This is a genomic window from Microbacterium immunditiarum (assembly GCF_013409785.1).
Classification (GTDB): domain Bacteria; phylum Actinomycetota; class Actinomycetes; order Actinomycetales; family Microbacteriaceae; genus Microbacterium; species Microbacterium immunditiarum.
The window spans coordinates 3,165,391-3,182,935 of the sequence record NZ_JACCBV010000001.1 but is presented as its reverse complement, the minus strand read 5'-3'; the positions used below and the strand labels follow the sequence as shown (position 1 = coordinate 3,182,935).

The following is a 17,545-nucleotide window of genomic DNA, read 5'->3' as shown; positions in this document are numbered from 1 at the left end:
TCATGCTCGTCGCCTTCTCCGTCGCACCGAGCGGCACCGGACGCGCGGACGGATCCGTGCACGACGCGGTCGCGGCTGCGGTGCGGGTCGTGCGGGAGTCCGGACTGCCGCACCGGACGACGTCGATGTTCACCGAGATCGAGGGGGAGTGGGACGAGGTGTTCGATGTGGTCAGGCGAGCGACGGATGCCGTGCTCCCGTTCGGGTCGCGCGTCTCGCTCGTGCTCAAGGCCGACATGCGACCCGGCTGGACCGGCGAGCTCGACGGCAAGGTCGAGCGGCTCGAGCGCGCGCTCGAGGAGGGCGACACGGTGGCCGAATAACCCGGCGTCGCCCGCATCGTGCATCTAGACGGATAGGCGAGAAATAGCCCAGTGTTATTTTGCGTTTATCCGGATAGAGTGAAGATGGCCCGCAGGCATCGGAGGTTGTCGGATGGCTCATTACGTGGAGCGCCTGTGGAACCCGGGCGACGAATCCGGCTTCGGGCTGAGCCGACGCGATCGCCAGCCGGGCCGATATCGGGCGTACGTCCCCGACGAACTGGGGACGATGCTGCCACACCTCGGCGAGGAGGCGCGGACCGCCGCAGAAGACGCCCTTGTCGTGCTCGGTCGTGCCGACGAGCGACTGGGCGATCGGGGCAGGTTCCTGAGTCATCTGCTCATCCGATCCGAGTCGATCTCATCGAGCTGGATCGAAGGCAACCGCGTGACCCCGAAGAAGCTGGCGATCGCGGAGGCGCTGCAGCAGGGGCCTCGTGTCGCGCTCGACGTCATCGGCAACGTCCGGGCCACCGAGCGGGCGATCGAGCGGCTCGCGGACCGCACCCGACCGATCACCGTCAATGACATCGAGGATCTGCAGCACATCATCGAACCCGGTCTCGCGGGGGGCATCCGGACCGAGCAGAACTGGGTCGGGGGCTCGGGATACAGCCCGCTGCGCGCCGACTTCGTACCGCCGCCCGAGAGCGAGGTCCGGCGTCTGCTCGAAGACCTCGCCGGATTCGTCACCGTCACCGTCGGGAACCCGGTCGTGCGGGCAGCCATCGCGCATGCGCAGTTCGAGACCATCCACCCGTTCACCGACGGGAACGGCCGGACAGGGCGAGCGCTGATCCACACCGTCCTCGCGCGTGCAGACGCGCTCCGGTTCGTGCTGATCCCCATCAGTACCGTTTTCGCGGGGGAGACCGACGCATATCTGGACGGGCTGGACGCGTACCGCGAGATACCGCCGCGGGTGGACGACTGGATCGTCGGATTCTCGAGTGCCGTCGAGCGTGCGGCGGGCAACGCCGTGAGGCTCGCCGCCGAGGTCGAGGAGCTGGACGAGCGGATCGTCGAGCGGCTGATCGCGTACCGTGCCTCGCGGGGTGTCAAGCCCGCGAGGCCTCGCAGCGATGCGGTGACGCTGAAGGTGCTGCAAAACCTCGCGAACGAGCCGGTGCTGACGGTCGAGCGCGTAGCCGAGCGATGGGGCACGTCCCCGAGCGCCGCGTACCGTGCACTCACGGAGCTCGCCGAAGCGGGAATCCTCGGCAGGACGAAAGATCAGAAGGGGAAGCTCGTCTGCTATACGGCGGACGAGCATCTCGGGCTGGTCGCACTCACTGAGCGGAGCAACCGTGTCGGCGGATACGACACCGCGTCGCGGCGGCCGGCGCTCGGCCCCGGTCGGCCGCCGTTCGATCAGGTCGGACACCTTCTGCGCACAACAGGGCCCTCATCCTGAATCGCGCTGTCGCGGGCGAGCCGCCGCCCGCGCTCTAGGCTGGACGGATGCCCCAAGAGACTCCCGGATCCCGCGTGCAGCAAGCGCTCGCGCAGGCGATCGGAGCGAGCCCGGATGCGGGCGAGGGCCCGATCGACGAGCCTGAGGAGCTGCCGGTCGCCGCGACGGTCGTGATCGCGCGAGACGCGCCGCGCGGACCTGAGGTCCTGCTGATCGAGCGGCCCGACCGCGGCTCGTTCGCCGGCGCGTGGGTGTTCCCGGGCGGCAAGCTCGAGGCATCCGACCGCGCCGCCGGCGCGTCTGGGCACGTGACCGACGAGCTCGCCGCGCGCCGCGCGGCCGTGCGCGAGACGCTCGAGGAGACGGGGCTCGTGCTCGACGCCGACGCGCTCGTGCCCCTCTCGCACTGGAGCCCCCCTCCGGGGCTGCCGCTGCGCATCCTCACGTGGTTCTTCGTGACGCGGGCGCCAGATGACGTGACCCTCGAGCTCGCCGCCGACGAGGCGGTGTCGGCGACGTGGGCTCGCCCGGCCGATGTGCTCGAGCGCCACGGGCGCGGCGAGCTCACGCTGTATCCGCCGACGTGGGTCACGCTGTACGAGCTCGCGGGCCAGTCCGACGTCGACGATCTCCTCGCGGTGGCGCGCCTCGGCGGCGTGCACTCGTACGAGACGCTCGCGCGGCGGGCGCCGTCGGGGCCGTACATGCTGTGGCAGGAGGACGCCGAATACGACGCGGATTCCGCGGCCGAGGCATCCGAAACTCGCGCTCGCCCGCGTCACCGCCTGTCGATCGGCGACCTTCCCTGGATCTACGAGCGCTCGTTCTGACGCCCTCGCACGGTCACGACTCGAAGAGGCGCCTGATGTGCCGCCCGACTGCCTCCGTCTCGATGAGGAACCCGTCGTGGCCGAAGTCGCTCGTGAGGACGACGGCACGGTCGCCGTCGAGGGTCGTGCGGATGCCGCGTGCGACGCGGTGCTGGCCGTCGATGGGGAACAGGCGATCGCTGTCGATGCCGAGCACGAGGGTCTTGGCGGTGACGCGTCCGAGCGCCTCCTCGACTCCACCGCGATCGCGCCCGACGTCGTGCGAGTTCATCGCCTCGACGAGCGTGATGTAGGAGTTCGCGTCGAACCGGCGCGTGAACTTGTTGCCGTGGAAGTCGAGGTACGACTCGACCGCGAAGCGTCCGCCGTGGCCGAGCGGGCTCACACTGGACTGCCACGACCGCTGGAAGCGCTGGTTGAGCTCGGTGGGGGACCGGTAGTTCAGCAGCGCCATGCGCCGCGCGAGCGCGAGTCCGCGGTGGGGTCCGTCGCCGGCATCCGCATCGTAGTATTCGCCGCCCTGGAAGCGCGGGTCGATCTGGATCGCCTCCAGCTGCACCGAGTTGAGTGCGATCTGGTCGGCGGTGTTGATGGGCGGTGCCGAGAGGATGCCGACGCGTTCGACGCGGTCGGGGTGGCCGACCGCCCACTCCATCGCGTGCATGCCGCCCATCGAACCGCCGATGACCCCGGCCCACACGTCGATCCCGAGCGCGTCGGCCAGGCGCACCTGCGCGGCGACCTGGTCGCGGATCGTGAGGTACGGGAAGCGCGATGCCCACTCGTACCCGTCCGGCCCGATGCTCGCGGGGCCGGTCGAGCCCTGGCATCCGCCCAGCATGTTGGGGGCGACGACGAACCAGCGATCGGTGTCGATCGGAGCCCCCGGTCCCACGATGTCGCCCCACCAGCCGTCGGTCGGATGCCCGGGGCCGGCAGGCCCGCGCACGTGGCTGTCACCCGTGAGCGCGTGCAGCACGAGCACCGCGTTGTCGCGCGTCGCGTTGAGCTCGCCCCACGTCTCGAACGCGACGCGGTAGCCCGGCAGCTCGCGGCCGCCCTCGGTGCGGAACGGCCCGAACGCGGCGAAGTGCCGATCGCCGACCGGGTCGCCGTCGCGCCACGCGCCGGTCGCGGGCGGACGCCCGAGCAGCAGACGCGCGTCGGCCTCCGTGACGGGCGCGCTCGGCACCGTGTCTTCGGAGGTCTGCCAGTCCATCCGACCATTCTCGCGTGCCGCTGTGGGAGGTGACGTCGTATTACACCCGCTCGGCGGGATCAGCGTCCCCGGAACGGCGCCGTCTCGTACGTCGCGCCGTGCTGGCCCGCGAGCGCGATCGGCACTCCGTCCACGGACTGGACGAAGCGACGCGACGTGTCGAGGCCGCCGGGCAGGCGCGCGTCGACGCCGGGGAGCGTGCCGCGCGACTCGTTCGAGAGCCATACCACGCGGCGGCCGATCGCCGTGCGGAGCCCGGCCATGAAGCCCGCGAACCGCTCGCGCCCTGGCGCCTCCAAGTAGAGGAGAACGGCGCTGTGGAACACGACGAGCGTCGCGTCATGCGGGGCGGCGGCCGCGGCATCCGTCACCGTCTCGAGCAGGTCGCCGCGGATGATCTCGGGAGGGTCGGATGCCGCGACCGCAGCCGCCGCCCGCAGACGCGTCACCCGCGCGTCATGGTCGGGCCCGGGCCACACGAGCGTCGCCAGCCACTCGACCTCTTCGGGGTCGCGCGCGTCGATCGGGGCGAGGTCGATGCCCCGGCGCCACACGACCTCGGGCACGTGCTCGGGGACGACGGAGTCGTCGTCGACGCGGCACGCGAGGCGAACGAGTGACTCCTCGTGTGGCTCCACGTGCCGCGTGGTCGTCGGCGTCGAGTACTCGTACGCGTATCGGTCGGGGAAGAGGCAGAGCCCCGCGGCGGCGCCGACCTCGAGCAGCGCGACCGGACCGTCGATGCGCGAGAGCACCGGCAGCAGAGTCGCGCAGCGGTTGGGTTCGTTCGTCTGCGTCGAGCGCTCGCTCGCGATCTGGAGGACGCGGTCCCAGTTCGCTCGGACCCACTCGCGCCAGTCCGCGAAGGGAGCGAGGGGCGAACCCACCCAGCGCGCGGCGGCGAAGAGCAGGTTCGGCTGCCGGAGGCGGCGCGACAGGAGCGCGATCCGCCCGGTCAGCTCGGCGTCTCTGGCAATGCCCAGCGACCACTCCTCGTAGAGCGGCGACGTGCCGTGCGCCCAGTGACGGCCGAAGTCGTCGTAGAGCGCGGAGACTTGGGCGGGGTCGACGGGACTGTCCACGTGCACACCCTACGGTCAGCCGTGACACGGATGCCCCGGCCCGCACCGGGGCCGGGGCATCCGTCGAATCGGTCGCTCAGGTCAGGCGTGCGCGCCGTCGCTCACGCGACGAGCGGCGGCCAGCGCCTGCTCGAGGTCCGCCTTGAGGTCATCGATGCTCTCGAGACCCACCGAGAGGCGGACGAGGCCCGGCGTCACACCGCTGGAGAGCTGCTGCTCGGGCGTGAGCTGCGAGTGCGTCGTCGACGCGGGGTGGATGACGAGCGAGCGCACGTCGCCGATGTTGGCGAGGTGGCTGAACAGCGTGAGCGAGTCGACGAACTCGCGGCCCGCCTCGACGCCGCCCTTGAGCTCGAACGAGAGCACTGCGCCGACGCCTTTCGGGGCATACGTGTTGGCCGCCGCGTACCAGGGCGAGGTGGGCAGGCCCGAGTAGTTGACGGATGCCACGTCGTCGTGGTTCTCGAGCCACTCCGCGATCTCCTGCGCATTCTGAACGTGGCGCTCGACGCGAAGCGAGAGCGTCTCGATGCCCTGCAGGAGCAGCCACGCGCTGATCGGCGCGATCGCCGAGCCGAGGTCGCGGAGCAGCTGGACACGCGCCTTGATGATGTAGGCGAGCGCGTCGCCGACGGCGGTCGTGTAGCTCGCGCCGTGGTACGACGGGTCAGGCTCGGTGAGGCCGGGGAACTTGTCGACGTTCTGCGACCACGCGAAGCGCCCGCCGTCGACGATCACGCCGCCGATGGTCGTGCCGTGGCCGCCGAGGAACTTCGTCGCGGAGTGCACCACGATGTCGGCGCCGTGCTCGAACGGGCGGATGAGATACGGGGTCGCGATCGTGTTGTCGACGATGAGCGGAATGCCGTTCTCGTGGGCGACGTCTGCGATCGCGCGGATGTCGAGCACGTTGATCTTCGGGTTGCCGATGGTCTCGGCGAAGAAGAGCTTCGTGTTCGGGCGCACCGCGGCACGCCACTCGTCGGGGTCGTCCTGGTTCTCGACGAAGGTCACATCGATGCCGAGCTTGGCGAGCGTGTACTTGAAGAGGTTGTAGGTGCCGCCGTAGATCGAGCTCGATGACACGAAGTGGTCGCCCGCCTCGGCGATGTTCAGGATCGCGAAGGTCGACGCCGCCTGGCCGCTCGAGAGCAGCAGCGCACCGGTGCCGCCCTCGAGCGCGGCGAGGCGCTGTTCGACGACGTCCTGCGTGGGGTTCTGGATGCGGGTGTAGATGTTGCCGAACTCGGCGAGGGCGAAGAGGTTCGCCGCGTGGTCGGCGCTGTCGAAGACGTACGACGTCGTCTGGTAGATCGGAGTGGCACGCGCCTTCGTGACCGGGTCGGGCTGGGCGCCCGAGTGGATCTGCTTGGTCTCGAAGCGCCAGTTCTCTGCTGCGGACATGTCGGGCTCCTGCGGGTCGGTCGGCGACGAGGGTCGTCATCGGCTCGTCCGAGAGTACGAAGATGCGCCCGTGTCAACAACGAAGGGGAAATATGACGTAACGCCGGGGTCGCGGCATCCGCGCCGTCGCGTCGTCGAACGCGTCGCGATCTCGGTAGCGTGGAGCTATGGCTGACAGACGTGCTGTGGTGACAGGGGCCAGTTCGGGCATCGGGGCAGCGACCGTGCGCGCCCTCCGCGCGAGCGGGTGGGACGTGGTCGGCGTCGCGAGACGCGCCGACCGGCTCGCCGAGCTCGAGGCCGAGACCGGTGCCGTCGCGTACGCCGCCGACCTCACCGTGCAGGCCGACATCGACGCGCTCGCCGAGTGGCTCGCCGAGTCGGGTCCGATCCATGCGCTCGTCCAGGTCGCGGGCGGTGCCCGCGGCACGGAGCGCATCGAGGACGCCGCCCCCGAGGACTGGCAGTGGATGTTCGAGGTGAACGTGCTGTCGGCGCAGCGGATGGTCGCGACTCTCCTCCCGCTGCTGCGCGCCGGCGCCGCCGAATCCGGCCACGCCGACACCCTCTTCGTGACGTCGACGGCCGCGTTCACGCCGTACCCCGGTGGAAGCGGCTACAACGCCGCGAAGGCGGGGGAGGGCATGCTCGCGCACGTTCTCCGGCTCGAGCTCAACGGCGAGCCCATCCGCGTGATCGAGATCGCGCCCGGGATGGTGCACACCGAGGAGTTCACTCTCAACCGCTTGGGCGGTGACGCGGCGGCCGCGGCCCGCGTGTACGAGGGGGTCGAGAACCCGTTGACGGCGGATGACGTCGCCGAGGTCATCGCGTTCTCGCTGAACCTCCCTGGGCATGTGAACCTCGACCTCGTGACGATGCGTCCGGTCGCGCAGTCCGCCCAGCATCTGCTCGCCCGCGGGCCGCTGCGCGTGCGCGGCGCCGAGCGACTGTAGGGATCGCCGGGTGGCGATGTCCCTGCCGCAGCTCGCCGAAGCGGGGCTGCTCGACGCGGAGTGGGCCACCGCGCTTGCGCCCGTCTCGCCCGACATCGCGGCGCTCGGCGATCGGCTTCGCGCCGAGACGGCCGCGGGTCGCCGGTACCTTCCGGCGGGGGACCGCGTGCTGCGGGCGTTCCAGCGGCCGCTCGCCGAGGTCAGGGTGCTGATCGTCGGGCAGGATCCGTACCCGACCCCGGGACATCCGATCGGTCTGTCGTTCGCGGTCGACCGGCACGTGCGGCCGCTGCCGCGCAGCCTTTCGAACATCTACCAGGAGCTGCACACCGACCTCGGGATCGCGCCCGCCTCGCACGGCGACCTGTCCGCGTGGAGCGACCGGGGCGTCATGCTCCTCAATCGCGTGCTCACGGTCGCACCCGGCGCGCCCGCGTCGCACCGCGGGTGGGGGTGGGAGAAGGTCACCGAGCACGCGATCCGCACCCTCGTGGCGCGCGGCGGGCCGCTCGTCGCGATCCTGTGGGGCAACGACGCGCGGAACCTCCGTCCGATGCTCGGGGAGATGCCGGTCATCGAGTCGCCGCATCCGTCGCCCCTCTCGGCGAGCCGCGGGTTCTTCGGGTCTCGCCCGTTCTCGCGTGCCAACGATCTGCTGGTTCGCCAGGGCGCGGAACCCCTGGACTGGCGCCTGCCGGAATGACGTCCGGATTCGCGCTCTTCGCGGGCACGCCTGCCGCGTAGGCTGTCTCGCGTGCTGGAGGAGGAGTACGAGAAGAGTCGCAGGCGGCTGCCGCGTCACCTGCGCAAGCAGCCGGAGCCGGAGCGCCCCTTCTCGTACGAGGTCCGCCCCGCTCGCGAGGCGGACCTGCCAGACATCCGAGAGATCTACAACCACTACGTGACGAACTCCGTCGTGACGTTCGACGAGAAGAAGTGGACGATCGCGCAGTGGCGCGACAAGTTCGAGTACCTCTCGAAGCTCGACCTGCCGTTCCTCGTCGCGCAGTCGCCGGGCGGGCAGGTCCTCGGCTACGCGCTCGTATCGCCGTGGTCGGGCAAGTCCTCCTACCGCTACACGGTCGAGAACTCGATCTACCTCGGGCAGGCCGCCGCCGGGAAGGGACTGGGGCGCGCGCTGCTGGAGGCGCTCATCGAGGCGTGCGAGCAGCGCGGCATCCGGGAGATGGTCGCCGTCATCAGCGACAAGGGCGCCGAGGCCTCGCTCGCGCTGCACGAGAAGCTCGGCTTCGTCGAGGTCGGTCGCATGGGCCGCGTCGGCTTCAAGTTCGGGCGTTGGCTGGGCACGATCTATCTGCAGAAGTCGCTCACGCCGGTGAAGTCGCGCAAGAGAGGGCTCTTCAGCCGCTGAGTCGCCGCCTCGGGGCGCGGTCACACCGCCGTGGGAGGGCCGTTCCGGCGGCCCGTCGTCGCGCGCGGGGCCCGCGGAGGGGAGGAGCCGGCGAGCTCGCGCACCTCGTCGATGAGCCGGCGCCACGGTCCCTCGACCTCTTCGTCGGCGAGCGTCGCGTCGTGCTCGCGATCGGCGCAGCGCGCCGTGACGTCCCATGAGAAGCGGTCCGCGCCGCGACCGTTCCCGGTGACCTCGTCCCACGGGCACTGTTCGATGAGCTCGATCCAGCGGCCGCGCTCGTCGGGCGGGGGCTCGGCGCGCCACTCGCGCCGGAGCCCCGCGATGCCGCCCGTGCGCACCACGATCACGGCGATCGGTGCGTCATCGCCCGTTCTGTCAGGGCTGTGAGCCATTCCCGATGACGCCGACACCGACCCACCCGGATCGCACGGCGTCGACCTCCTCCGACTCTTCACCGTACTCCGCCTCGGCCGCCGCGAGGGTGGCGGCCGCGAACTGGGCGAAACCGGCCGTGCGCGAGAGGGTGCCCGAGGTGAGCGCGCGGTACCACACGAGCCCCGCGCGCTCCCACGCGCGACCGCCGAGCGCCGTGGCCGCGAGGGCGAATGCGCGGTTGGGGATGCCGGAGTTGAGGTGGACGCCGCCGTTGTCGTCGCTCGTGACGATGTAGTCGCGCATGTGCGCGGGCTGCGGGTCGCGGCCGAGGACGTCGTCGTCGTACGCGGTGCCCGGCGCGATCATCGACCGGAGCGCGCGCCCGTCGACGGCGTCGGTGAAGATGCCCTCGCCGATGAGCCAGGTCGCCTGGTCGGCGGTCTCATCCGCGCGATGCTGCTCGGCGAGCGCGCCGAAGACGTCGGCGATCGATTCGTTCAGCGCGCCGGACTGCGCGCGATAGAGCAGACCGCCCGCGGCCTCGATCACGCCGTGCCCGAGCTCGTGCGCGATCACGGACAGCGAGCCCGTGAAGCCCGCGAAGATCTCGCCGTCGCCGTCGCCGAAGACCATCCGGCGGCCGTCCCAGAACGCGTTGTCGTAGTCCCACCCGAAGTGGACGGTCGCCAGCAGCTCCGAGCCGTCCCCGCTGATCGAGTCGCGGGTGAACGCGTCCCACAGGACGTCGAACGTCGACCCGAGCCCGTCGAACGCCTCATCGACAGCCGTGTCACCGGTCGGCGCGTCGTCTTCGCGGCGCACGACGACGCCGGGGAGCTCCTCGCGGTGCTGCGCATCGCTGATCGTGCGGTCGGGGGCGGGAGTCGTCTCGGCGACGAGGGTATCTGCGCCGTCGAGTGAGAGGCGCAGGCGCGAGCGCCGACGCGGCCGGTATTCCCGCTGGACCGCGAGCGTCTCGCGCGCCGCTTCGGCGGCTCGTGCGAACTCGGGCTCTCGGATCGACGCGATGCGCGCCAGCAGGTAAGGGGGGACGATCGCCTGGGGCATGCGTTGAGGGTAGTCGTCCCCTCGGACGGCGAGGCTCTCCGACGCGCAGACGCGTCGACCGCGACAGGTCAGGACGGCCCGGCGCCCTGCTCGATGACGGGGATCGACGCGAGCAGTCGCCGCGTGTAGGCGACCTGCGGCTGCAGCAGGACCTTCTCGGTCGGGCCCTCCTCGACGATGCGCCCGTCCTTCATGACGACGACCTCGTCGCACAGGTTCTGCACGACGCCGATGTCGTGCGACACCAGGATGAGCGTGAGCCCGTCGCGCGCCCGCAGCTCGGCGACGAGCTGGAGGATCTGCGCGCGTACCGTGACGTCGAGCGCCGACAGCGGCTCGTCGCCGACGAGCAGTCGCGGGCGGTGCACGAGCGCGCGCGCGAGCGCGATCCGCTGCCGCTGACCTCCCGAGAACTCGTGCGGGAACCGCTCGGCCATCGCCGCCTCGAGCCCGACCTCCTCGAGAACCTCGCGCACGCGCGCACGACGGTCGCCCTCGATCCCGAGTGCCCAGAGCGGCTCGCCCACGATGCGGCCCACGCTCATGCGCGGGTCGAGCGACGCGTACGGATCCTGGAACACGATGCCGGTCTGGCGGCGGAGCCAATGCAGGCGACGAGCGGATGCCGCGGCGTCGACCTCCCGTCCGTCGAACTCGACCGTGCCTGACGTCGGGGTGTCGAGCGCGAGCAGCAGACGCACGAGCGTGGACTTGCCCGACCCGGACTCGCCGATGATCCCGACCGTGCTGCCCTCGCGCACGTCGAGGTCGGCGTCCTCGAGCGCGTTCGTAAAGCTCTGGCGTTCGAAGAGCGCCGTCTTGGCCCGCCGGTACCGCCGCGTGAGTCCACGGGCGCGAAGGAGCACGTCGCCGCCGTTCATGAGATGCCCTCCGGACGCCACAGGGTCGCCGTCGCGTCGCGCAGGAGCCCTTGAGTGACCGGCGACGACGGCGAGGTGAGGAGCGTCGAGACGGGCGCCGCCTCGACGACCTTCCCGTGCTCGAGCACGACGCCGAACTCCGCGATCTGCGACAGCACCGCGAGGTCGTGCGTGATGAACACGAGCGACATGCCGGCGTCCTCGACGAGGTCGCGCATCAGCTCGAGGATCTCGGCCTGGATCGTCACATCGAGCGCGGTCGTCGGCTCGTCCGCGATGAGCAGCCGCGGCCGCGCCACGAGCGCCATCGCGATCGCGACGCGCTGGCGCTGGCCACCGGAGAGCTGGTGCGGGTAGCGCTTGACGATCCGCTCGGGGTCGGGGAGGAGCATCCGCTCTGCCGCCTTCACGGCGCGCTCCCACGCCTCCTTCTTGCTCGCGCCATCGTGGATGCGGATGGGCTCGGCGATCTGGCGCCCCACCGTGCGGATCGGGTTGAGCGCGGTTTGCGGCTCCTGGAACACGATGCCGATCTCGTCGCCGCGCACGGCGGCGAGCTCGCGGTCGGACAGGCCGAGGAGTTCATGATCGTTCCAGCGGATGCTGCCGCCCGCCGTCGCCTCTTCGGGCAGAAGCCCCATGATGGCGAGAGCCGTGAGGGACTTGCCCGATCCCGACTCGCCGATGATCCCGACGCGCGCGCCGTCGGGCACGTCGAACGAGACGCCGTCCACGACGCGCCGCCCGGCGATGTCGATCGTGAGATCCGTGACTTGGAGCGTCACGACACCACCTCCGGCACGTGGCGGATCGCGCCGCGCGGGGGAGCGAGCGGGTCGCGGCCGCGCGAGAGCGTCGGGTCGGTCGCCTCGCGGAGCGCGTCGCCGATGAGGTTGAGCCCGAGGACGGTGAGCGTGATCGCGAGTCCCGGCCACACCACCGAGAGCGGGTGGATCCCGATGTAGCGCTGCACATCGGCGAGAAGCAGGCCCCACGAGGGGTCGGTCACGGGGGCGCCGAAGCCGAGGTAGGAGAGCCCCGCCTCAGCGAGCACGGCGACAGCCATCGACCACGACAACTGCACGATGAAGACCGGCGCGACGTTCGGCAGCAGGTGCCGCCACAGGTTCTGCGCGGGCGTGAGCCCGGATGCCCTCCCGGCCAGAACGAACTCGCTGTGAAGTACACGCCGCAGCTCGGGGCGGGTCACCCGGGCGATGTTCACACCGAAGCCGATGCCGACCGACCAGATCACGACGCCGAGCGATCCGCCCCACACGGCGGAGATCATCATCGCGATGAGCAGAACGGGGAAGGCGATGAGCACGTCGATGAAGACCGCGACCGACTCGCGCACCCAGCGCGCGGTGAGAGCGCCGAGCGCGGCGAACGCGATGCCGATCACGGTCGCCACGATGCCCGCGCCGACGGCGACGTACACGGTCGTGCGGGCGCCCGCCATGAGCAGGCTCAGGATGTCGCGGCCGTTGCCGTCGGTTCCGAGCAGGTGCGGCCAGCCGGGGTAGCCCCAGCGGTTCGCGACCTCGACGTCGCGCGGGTCGAAGGGCGTCCACAAGAGCGAGACGACCGCCGCGAGGAGGACGACCGCCACCACGATGAGGCCGAAGCGCCCGGTCGAGATGCGCCACAGGCGCCGCAGCCACGCGAACCGGTGCATCACGCCGCCTCTCGCTGACGCGGGTCGAGCACGCGGTGTACGAGGTCCACCAGGAAGCCGATGATGAGCACGAAGCCCGTCAGCACGAGGAGCTCTCCCTGCACCTTGACGAGGTCGCGCGAGCCGACGTCGGCGACGAGCATCCGTCCGATCCCCGGCAGCGTGAACAGCTGCTCGATCACGACGGCGCCCACGATGATGCCCGCGACCTGCAGCCCCAGCACGGTGATGATCGACAGGCCCACGTTCGGCAGTCCGTGCCGGAGGAGCGCTTGGTTCTTCGTGAGACCTTTCGCCGCGGCGGTGCGCACGTAATCCTGGCCGATCGCCTGCATCGTCGCCGAGCGCACGAACCGCAGGAGCATCGCGCCCTCGACGATCCCGATCGTGATCGCGGGGAGAAGGAGCGACCTGATCGCGAGCACCGGCGTCGACCAGCCCGTGCGGGGGAAGCCCTGCGCGGGGAGCCATCCGAGCCACACGGCGAACACGATCACGAGCATCATGCCCGCCCACACGACGGGGACGGCCGCGAGGGTCTGCGCGCCGACGCTCATCGCCGTGCCCGCGCCGCGGCGACGGCGCACGGCCGACAGCACGCCGAGCGGCACCGCGAACACGAGCGCGATCAGCAGCGACATGAGCCCCAGCGGCACCGTCACCTGCGCCTTCTGGGCGAGCTCGGCGCCCACCGACCTGCCGTTGAGCAGCGACGTGCCCAGGTCGCCGCGCAGGACGCCGCCGATCCAGTCGAAGTACTGCTGCCACAGCGGGCGGTCGAGGCCGAGGCGCTCGCGGATGGCCGCGACCTGCTCGGGCGAGCCCTGGGTGCCGGCGATGAGCTGCGCCACGTCACCCGGGAGGACGCGCAGCGTGAAGAAGATCAGCACGCTCGCCACAACCAGCCCCACCAGCAGCAGGGCCAGCCGGGTCAGCGCGTACCGGGTCACCCCCGAGATACTGTCACGTCGGCCAGGCTCAGGCGAACGTTGATCGAGTTCACCGGGAACCCGTTCACGCCCTCTCCGACCGCCGTGATCGTGTTGCCCAGGTAGAGCCAGTCGGCCGCGTGCTCCTCTGACACGATGCGCGCCGCCTGCCGCAGCAGGTCAGCCGACTCGTCCTCGTCGGTCGTCGCGAGCGCCCGCGCGTACAGGTCCTGCACCTCGGGGTTGTCGTAGTTGAAGTAGTAGTCCGGGTTCGCGAAGTTGCCGAAATCGCGCGCCTCGACGTGCAGCACGAAGCTCAGGTCGTAATCCTTGTTCGTGTAGACGTCCTGCAGCCAGGTGGGGAACTCGACCGAGTTCACCGTGAGCTCCACGCCGACGTCGTCGAACGCCGAGACGAGGTACGTCGGGACGGTCGTGCCGTAGAACGACGGGATCGTCAGCGTCAGCGAGAGGTTCTCCTGGCCGGCGTCGGCGAGCAGTTCGCGCGCCCGCTCGGGGTCGTAGGGAGCGACGTCGGAGAGGTCCTCGTAGCCCGGGTCGAGAGGTGGGATCGGTCCGAACAGCGTCTCAGCCGCGCCCTGCGCCTCGATGAGCGCGTCGTGGTCGATCGCGAGGCGCAGCGCCTCGCGCACGCGCGGATCGTCGAGGGGAGCGCGCGTGTTGTTGAACGCGAGCGTGCCCTTGTCGGTCGACGTGCCGGTCGTGAGCGTGAAGCCCGTGCCGTCGAGCTGCGGGGCGAGAGTCGCGTCGACCGCCGTCAGCACGTCGACGCTTCCGTCGAGGGCCGCGTTCACACCGGCGGTGAAGTCGGGGATGTACTGGAGCACCACCTCGGCGACGCCCGCGGGCTCGCCCCAGTACTCGTCGAAGCGCGCGAGCGTGATGCTGTCGCCCTCGGTCCAGTCGGCGATCGTGAACGGACCGGTGCCGTTCTCGGCACTGTTCATGTCGGTCGTGTCGCCGGCTTTGAACACGAGCCCGGCGCGGCCTGTGAGCGAGAAGAGGAAGTCGATGTTCGGCTCGGTAAGCACGATCTGGACGGTCGAGGCATCGGGGGCGGTGATCGACGCGACGCCGGCGAGGTCTCCGTGACCCTGCAGCGACTCGTCGTCCTTGACCTCGGTGAGCGAGGTCACGACGTCGTCGACGGTGAGCGGCTCGCCGTTGTGGAACGTCACCCCCTCCTCGATCGTGAAGGTGTAGGTCAGGCCGTCGTCGGAGACCTCCCAGTCCGAGGCCAGCTTGGGCTCGACCGCGTTGCCGTCGTCAGGCGCCCGGGTGACGAGGCCCTCGTAGACGTTGTCGATGAGCGCCTGCTCGAGCGCTGCGCCGCTCGTGCGGCGGATGTCGAGGTTGTCTGGCTCGAGAACGAGGCCGACGGTCAGCGACGCGTCGGGGTCGGGTTCGCCGCCTGTCGAATCGGGGGTCGGCGAGGCCGTGCACGCGCTGAGGGCGAGTGCGGCGGCCGCGAGGCCGGCTGCGGCGAGGAGGGCTGTGCGGCGGAGCATCGGAGGTGGTCCTTTCGGCTGCATCACGGGGGCGGCGCCGGCCGGATGGGCCGTGCCATGTCGGCGGTGCAAAGGCTGCGGTTCCTGTAGGAGTCAGCGTAGGGATCGTGCCCGAGCGGCGGGCCCGGTTGCAAAACGAAACGTCACAGAAGACGAAATCGTTACCCGCCCGCGATCAGACCGCGATCAGTCGACTTCTGCCGCGAGCCCGGCAATACGCCTCGCGAGGCCTGTGGGGCTGTCCTCCTGCAGATTGTGTCCTCCGGTCATGGACTCGACGGATCCCCCGGGCATCCGCCGAGCGAACTCGTCGGCGTCCTCGTCGGTGACGTACCCGTTCGCGCCCCGGATGAGGGTGACGGGCGCGGTCACGCGGGCGAGGTCCTCCCAGCCGCTTTCGCCGAGCACGCGCGCGAGCGCGTCATCCGGTTGAGGCGGAGCCTGACCGGCCGCCGCGGCGGCGGCCGTCGCGTTCGCGAGCTGCGCGAAGTGATGCTTCCACTCGACACGGCCGTCGGGGCGGATGCGCGAGTTGAAGTACACGCCGCGTTCGGCCTTGCGGCGCGACCCGCCGCCGAGTCCGAACCGCAGCGCGCGGTCGACGAGCTCGGCGCGGGACGCCCAGTCGGTCGGCCCGGCGAAGAAGTCGCGCACCTGGGTGGGACCGGCGTTCGGGTCGACTCCGGGCGTGATGTCGACGACGACGAGCCTCCGCACGAGGTCGGGACGCGATGCGGCGAGCGCCGCGGCGGTGAGCCCGCCGAGCGACTGCCCGACGACGATCTGCGGGCCGTCTGTCCACGCCTCGAGGCCGACGGCGACATCGGGCGCGAGAACTCGTGCGACGTACGCGGCGTCGTCGCGCCACGACGAGTCGCCGTGACCGGGAAGGTCGATCGCGAGGGCGGGCAGGCCGAGGGCGAGGATCGTCGTGTCCCACGTGTGGGCGTTGAGCCCCGCGCCGTGCAGGAGCGTGACGGCGGGCGGGGCATCCGGTTCATCCGCCGATCCGAACCGCAGCGCGCTCAGCGTGCGTCCGTCGGGAAGCGTCACGGCGACGCGTTCGCCGTGGGGGACAGGACCCGACAGGTGCGCTTCGGCGGCCTGCTCGGGGAGGAACGAGAACTCGTCGGCGGGTTCGATCACTCCGCCATTGTGGCGCGCCGCGCGGCGCGTCGGCACAGCCCATCCGGTGACCGCGCCGTGGGTAGGCTGGCGGAATGACGAACGAACGGCGAGTGCACCTGTCCCGGTCGGCGCCTCCGGCCTACCAGGCGCTCTCCGCGTTCTCGAAGACGGTGGGCGGGATCTCGGCCGAGGCGGGGATCGATGACCGTCTCAAGGAGCTCGTGCAGATCCACACGTCCCAGCTGAACGGCTGCGCCTACTGCGTCCGCGTGCACGTCGAGCGCGCCGAGAAGGCCGGCGTCACGCTCGACACGATCGCCCAGCTCCCCGTCTGGCGCGACTCGGGGGTCTTCACCGAGCGCGAGCGCGCAGGCCTCGAGCTCGCCGAGGCGTTCGCCTTCATCGCCGAGGACGGGATCTCCGACGACGTCTACGACCGCGTCGGAGGGATCCTCAGCGAGCAGGAGTACGTCGCGCTGAGCTGGATCCTCGTCTCGATCAACGCGTTCAACCGCATCGCGATCGCCGGCCGCTACGCCGTCCCGCCGCGCGACGATCTCGCCGGAGAGGACCGCGACGCCGCCGCAGGCAGGGCCTGGTGACGGCCGCGGACACTCCCGGCGGCGCGCCCGCTCCGATCGTCACGGGCGCGGTGAACCTGCGCGACGTCGGCGGGCTGCCCGCCGGCGACCGGCGCGCGCGACACGGCGTGCTGTATCGCTCGGGCAACCTCGCGCAACTCGAGCCGCGGGGGATCGAGGACCTCGCGGCCCTCCAGCTGCGGCGCATCATCGACCTGCGCTCCGACGAGGAGGTCCTCCACGCGCCGAGCCCCGCTGCCGCGGCCTCCGAGATCGTCCGCGTGCCACTGTTCCTCGGCTCGGTGGCGTCCTTCTTCGAGAACGACATCTCGCTCGACGAGATGTACCGCCGGCTCGTCGACGACTCCGCCGACCGGGTGGTGCAGGTCGTGCGGGGGATCGTGTCCGACCAGCCCGTGCTCGTGCACTGCACGGTCGGCAAGGACCGCACGGGCGTCGTCGTCGCGCTCACCCTCGCGGCGGCAGGCGTCGACGAGGACGCCGTCATCTCCGATTACGCGCGCACCGAGGGTCTGCTGCCCGCGTGGCGGAACCGTGGCGTGATCGAGCGGCTGCGGGCGCTGCATCCGCGTGCCCGCCATCTCGAGGAGCTCGCGACGCGCTCGCCCGCGCCGGTCATGCGCCGCCTGCTCGACGATCTGACAGGCCGATTCGGGTCGGTGTCGGACTATCTGCGCGCGAGCGGGCTCTCCGACGACGAGATCGGCGAACTGCGCCGGGTGCTCATCGACTGATCGCCTTCCGCTGTGTGG

Annotated in this window: 19 protein-coding genes; 8 read left to right on the top strand and 11 right to left on the bottom strand. The window is 70.9% G+C overall.

The window, feature by feature from the left end; translation table 11 throughout:
• The first annotated feature begins 2 nt into the window (after positions 1 to 2).
• From BJ991_RS14915 to BJ991_RS14905, 3 genes are all read left to right on the top strand, one after another.
• Positions 3 to 323: a thiamine-binding protein gene (locus tag BJ991_RS14915; protein ID WP_179491269.1), complete on the top strand. Its 321-nt coding sequence runs from the start codon at positions 3 to 5 to the stop codon at positions 321 to 323.
• A 112-nt stretch (positions 324 to 435) separates the two neighbouring features.
• The gene (locus BJ991_RS14910; RefSeq protein ID WP_179491267.1) at positions 436 to 1,737 is read left to right on the top strand and encodes a Fic family protein; all 1,302 of its coding nucleotides are present in this window, start codon (positions 436 to 438) and stop codon (positions 1,735 to 1,737) included.
• Between the two features lie 47 nt (positions 1,738 to 1,784).
• Entirely contained in the window at positions 1,785 to 2,567 is a 783-nt protein-coding gene (locus BJ991_RS14905; RefSeq protein WP_179491265.1) for an NUDIX hydrolase, read from the top strand.
• Positions 2,568 to 2,580: 13 nt separating this feature from the next.
• Here BJ991_RS14905 and metX read toward each other — a convergent pair whose 3' ends face one another.
• From metX to BJ991_RS14890, 3 genes are all read right to left on the bottom strand, one after another.
• Complete coding sequence (gene metX / locus BJ991_RS14900) at positions 2,581 to 3,786, bottom strand: homoserine O-acetyltransferase MetX (protein ID WP_179491263.1); 1,206 nt, start codon at positions 3,784 to 3,786, stop codon at positions 2,581 to 2,583.
• A 59-nt stretch (positions 3,787 to 3,845) separates the two neighbouring features.
• Positions 3,846 to 4,868, bottom strand: a complete 1,023-nt coding sequence (locus BJ991_RS14895; protein WP_179491260.1) for a DUF2332 family protein — start codon at positions 4,866 to 4,868, stop codon at positions 3,846 to 3,848.
• Positions 4,869 to 4,949: 81 nt separating this feature from the next.
• Positions 4,950 to 6,272, bottom strand: a complete 1,323-nt coding sequence (locus tag BJ991_RS14890; protein WP_179491258.1) for a bifunctional o-acetylhomoserine/o-acetylserine sulfhydrylase — start codon at positions 6,270 to 6,272, stop codon at positions 4,950 to 4,952.
• A gap of 167 nt (positions 6,273 to 6,439) precedes the next feature.
• Between BJ991_RS14890 and BJ991_RS14885 the strand changes: the two genes are divergently transcribed.
• Genes BJ991_RS14885 through BJ991_RS14875 form a run of 3 tightly spaced genes read left to right on the top strand, consistent with a single transcriptional unit; the run spans position 6,440 to position 8,600 of the window.
• On the top strand, positions 6,440 to 7,228 hold the full coding sequence (locus BJ991_RS14885) for an SDR family oxidoreductase (RefSeq protein ID WP_179491256.1): 789 nt from the start codon (positions 6,440 to 6,442) through the stop codon (positions 7,226 to 7,228).
• 16 nt (positions 7,229 to 7,244) lie between these two features.
• Positions 7,245 to 7,931 (top strand): uracil-DNA glycosylase, encoded by a 687-nt coding sequence (locus tag BJ991_RS14880; RefSeq protein WP_218853329.1) that lies wholly within the window; start codon positions 7,245 to 7,247, stop codon positions 7,929 to 7,931.
• A gap of 51 nt (positions 7,932 to 7,982) precedes the next feature.
• On the top strand, positions 7,983 to 8,600 hold the full coding sequence (locus BJ991_RS14875) for a GNAT family N-acetyltransferase (protein WP_179491252.1): 618 nt from the start codon (positions 7,983 to 7,985) through the stop codon (positions 8,598 to 8,600).
• Positions 8,601 to 8,620: 20 nt separating this feature from the next.
• Here BJ991_RS14875 and BJ991_RS14870 read toward each other — a convergent pair whose 3' ends face one another.
• The 8 genes from BJ991_RS14870 to BJ991_RS14835 form a co-directional block, all read right to left on the bottom strand.
• Complete coding sequence (locus BJ991_RS14870; protein ID WP_179491250.1) at positions 8,621 to 8,995, bottom strand: protealysin inhibitor emfourin; 375 nt, start codon at positions 8,993 to 8,995, stop codon at positions 8,621 to 8,623.
• Entirely contained in the window at positions 8,979 to 10,046 is a 1,068-nt protein-coding gene (locus BJ991_RS14865; protein WP_179491248.1) for a M4 family metallopeptidase, read from the bottom strand. The genes BJ991_RS14870 and BJ991_RS14865 overlap by 17 nt, the downstream gene beginning before the upstream one ends.
• 68 nt (positions 10,047 to 10,114) lie before the next feature.
• Complete coding sequence (locus BJ991_RS14860) at positions 10,115 to 10,927, bottom strand: ABC transporter ATP-binding protein (protein WP_179491246.1); 813 nt, start codon at positions 10,925 to 10,927, stop codon at positions 10,115 to 10,117.
• Positions 10,924 to 11,712, bottom strand: a complete 789-nt coding sequence (locus tag BJ991_RS14855) for an ATP-binding cassette domain-containing protein (protein WP_179491244.1) — start codon at positions 11,710 to 11,712, stop codon at positions 10,924 to 10,926. The genes BJ991_RS14860 and BJ991_RS14855 overlap by 4 nt, the downstream gene beginning before the upstream one ends.
• The gene (locus BJ991_RS14850) at positions 11,709 to 12,605 is read right to left on the bottom strand and encodes an ABC transporter permease (protein WP_179491242.1); all 897 of its coding nucleotides are present in this window, start codon (positions 12,603 to 12,605) and stop codon (positions 11,709 to 11,711) included. The genes BJ991_RS14855 and BJ991_RS14850 overlap by 4 nt, the downstream gene beginning before the upstream one ends.
• Positions 12,605 to 13,555 carry an ABC transporter permease subunit gene (locus tag BJ991_RS14845; RefSeq protein ID WP_179491240.1) on the bottom strand — a complete coding sequence of 317 codons (951 nt, stop codon included), beginning with the start codon at positions 13,553 to 13,555 and terminating at the stop codon, positions 12,605 to 12,607. The genes BJ991_RS14850 and BJ991_RS14845 overlap by 1 nt, the downstream gene beginning before the upstream one ends.
• On the bottom strand, positions 13,552 to 15,063 hold the full coding sequence (locus BJ991_RS14840; RefSeq protein WP_179491238.1) for an ABC transporter substrate-binding protein: 1,512 nt from the start codon (positions 15,061 to 15,063) through the stop codon (positions 13,552 to 13,554). The genes BJ991_RS14845 and BJ991_RS14840 overlap by 4 nt, the downstream gene beginning before the upstream one ends.
• 186 nt (positions 15,064 to 15,249) lie before the next feature.
• The gene (locus BJ991_RS14835; protein WP_425487550.1) at positions 15,250 to 16,206 is read right to left on the bottom strand and encodes an alpha/beta fold hydrolase; all 957 of its coding nucleotides are present in this window, start codon (positions 16,204 to 16,206) and stop codon (positions 15,250 to 15,252) included.
• Positions 16,207 to 16,283: 77 nt separating this feature from the next.
• Here BJ991_RS14835 and BJ991_RS14830 point away from each other — a divergent pair, with 77 nt between their 5' ends.
• A complete protein-coding gene (locus tag BJ991_RS14830; protein ID WP_179491234.1) occupies positions 16,284 to 16,793 on the top strand; it encodes a carboxymuconolactone decarboxylase family protein in 510 nt (169 codons plus the stop codon).
• Entirely contained in the window at positions 16,790 to 17,527 is a 738-nt protein-coding gene (locus BJ991_RS14825) for a tyrosine-protein phosphatase (protein ID WP_179491231.1), read from the top strand. The genes BJ991_RS14830 and BJ991_RS14825 overlap by 4 nt, the downstream gene beginning before the upstream one ends.
• Positions 17,528 to 17,545 lie beyond the last annotated feature (18 nt).

Excerpts from the sequence above, each read along its gene's own strand:
- BJ991_RS14915 (WP_179491269.1), top strand. The coding sequence starts at position 3 with ATGCTCGTCGCCTTCTCCGTCGCACCGAGCGGCACCGGACGCGCGGAC.
- BJ991_RS14910 (WP_179491267.1), top strand. The coding sequence starts at position 436 with ATGGCTCATTACGTGGAGCGCCTGTGGAACCCGGGCGACGAATCCGGC.
- BJ991_RS14905 (WP_179491265.1), top strand. The coding sequence starts at position 1,785 with ATGCCCCAAGAGACTCCCGGATCCCGCGTGCAGCAAGCGCTCGCGCAG.
- metX (WP_179491263.1), bottom strand. The coding sequence starts at position 3,786 with ATGGACTGGCAGACCTCCGAAGACACGGTGCCGAGCGCGCCCGTCACG.
- BJ991_RS14890 (WP_179491258.1), bottom strand. The coding sequence starts at position 6,272 with ATGTCCGCAGCAGAGAACTGGCGCTTCGAGACCAAGCAGATCCACTCG.
- BJ991_RS14885 (WP_179491256.1), top strand. The coding sequence starts at position 6,440 with ATGGCTGACAGACGTGCTGTGGTGACAGGGGCCAGTTCGGGCATCGGG.
- BJ991_RS14880 (WP_218853329.1), top strand. The coding sequence starts at position 7,245 with ATGTCCCTGCCGCAGCTCGCCGAAGCGGGGCTGCTCGACGCGGAGTGG.
- BJ991_RS14870 (WP_179491250.1), bottom strand. The coding sequence starts at position 8,995 with ATGGCTCACAGCCCTGACAGAACGGGCGATGACGCACCGATCGCCGTG.
- BJ991_RS14865 (WP_179491248.1), bottom strand. The coding sequence starts at position 10,046 with ATGCCCCAGGCGATCGTCCCCCCTTACCTGCTGGCGCGCATCGCGTCG.
- BJ991_RS14860 (WP_179491246.1), bottom strand. The coding sequence starts at position 10,927 with ATGAACGGCGGCGACGTGCTCCTTCGCGCCCGTGGACTCACGCGGCGG.
- BJ991_RS14850 (WP_179491242.1), bottom strand. The coding sequence starts at position 12,605 with ATGCACCGGTTCGCGTGGCTGCGGCGCCTGTGGCGCATCTCGACCGGG.
- BJ991_RS14840 (WP_179491238.1), bottom strand. The coding sequence starts at position 15,063 with ATGCTCCGCCGCACAGCCCTCCTCGCCGCAGCCGGCCTCGCGGCCGCC.
- BJ991_RS14830 (WP_179491234.1), top strand. The coding sequence starts at position 16,284 with ATGACGAACGAACGGCGAGTGCACCTGTCCCGGTCGGCGCCTCCGGCC.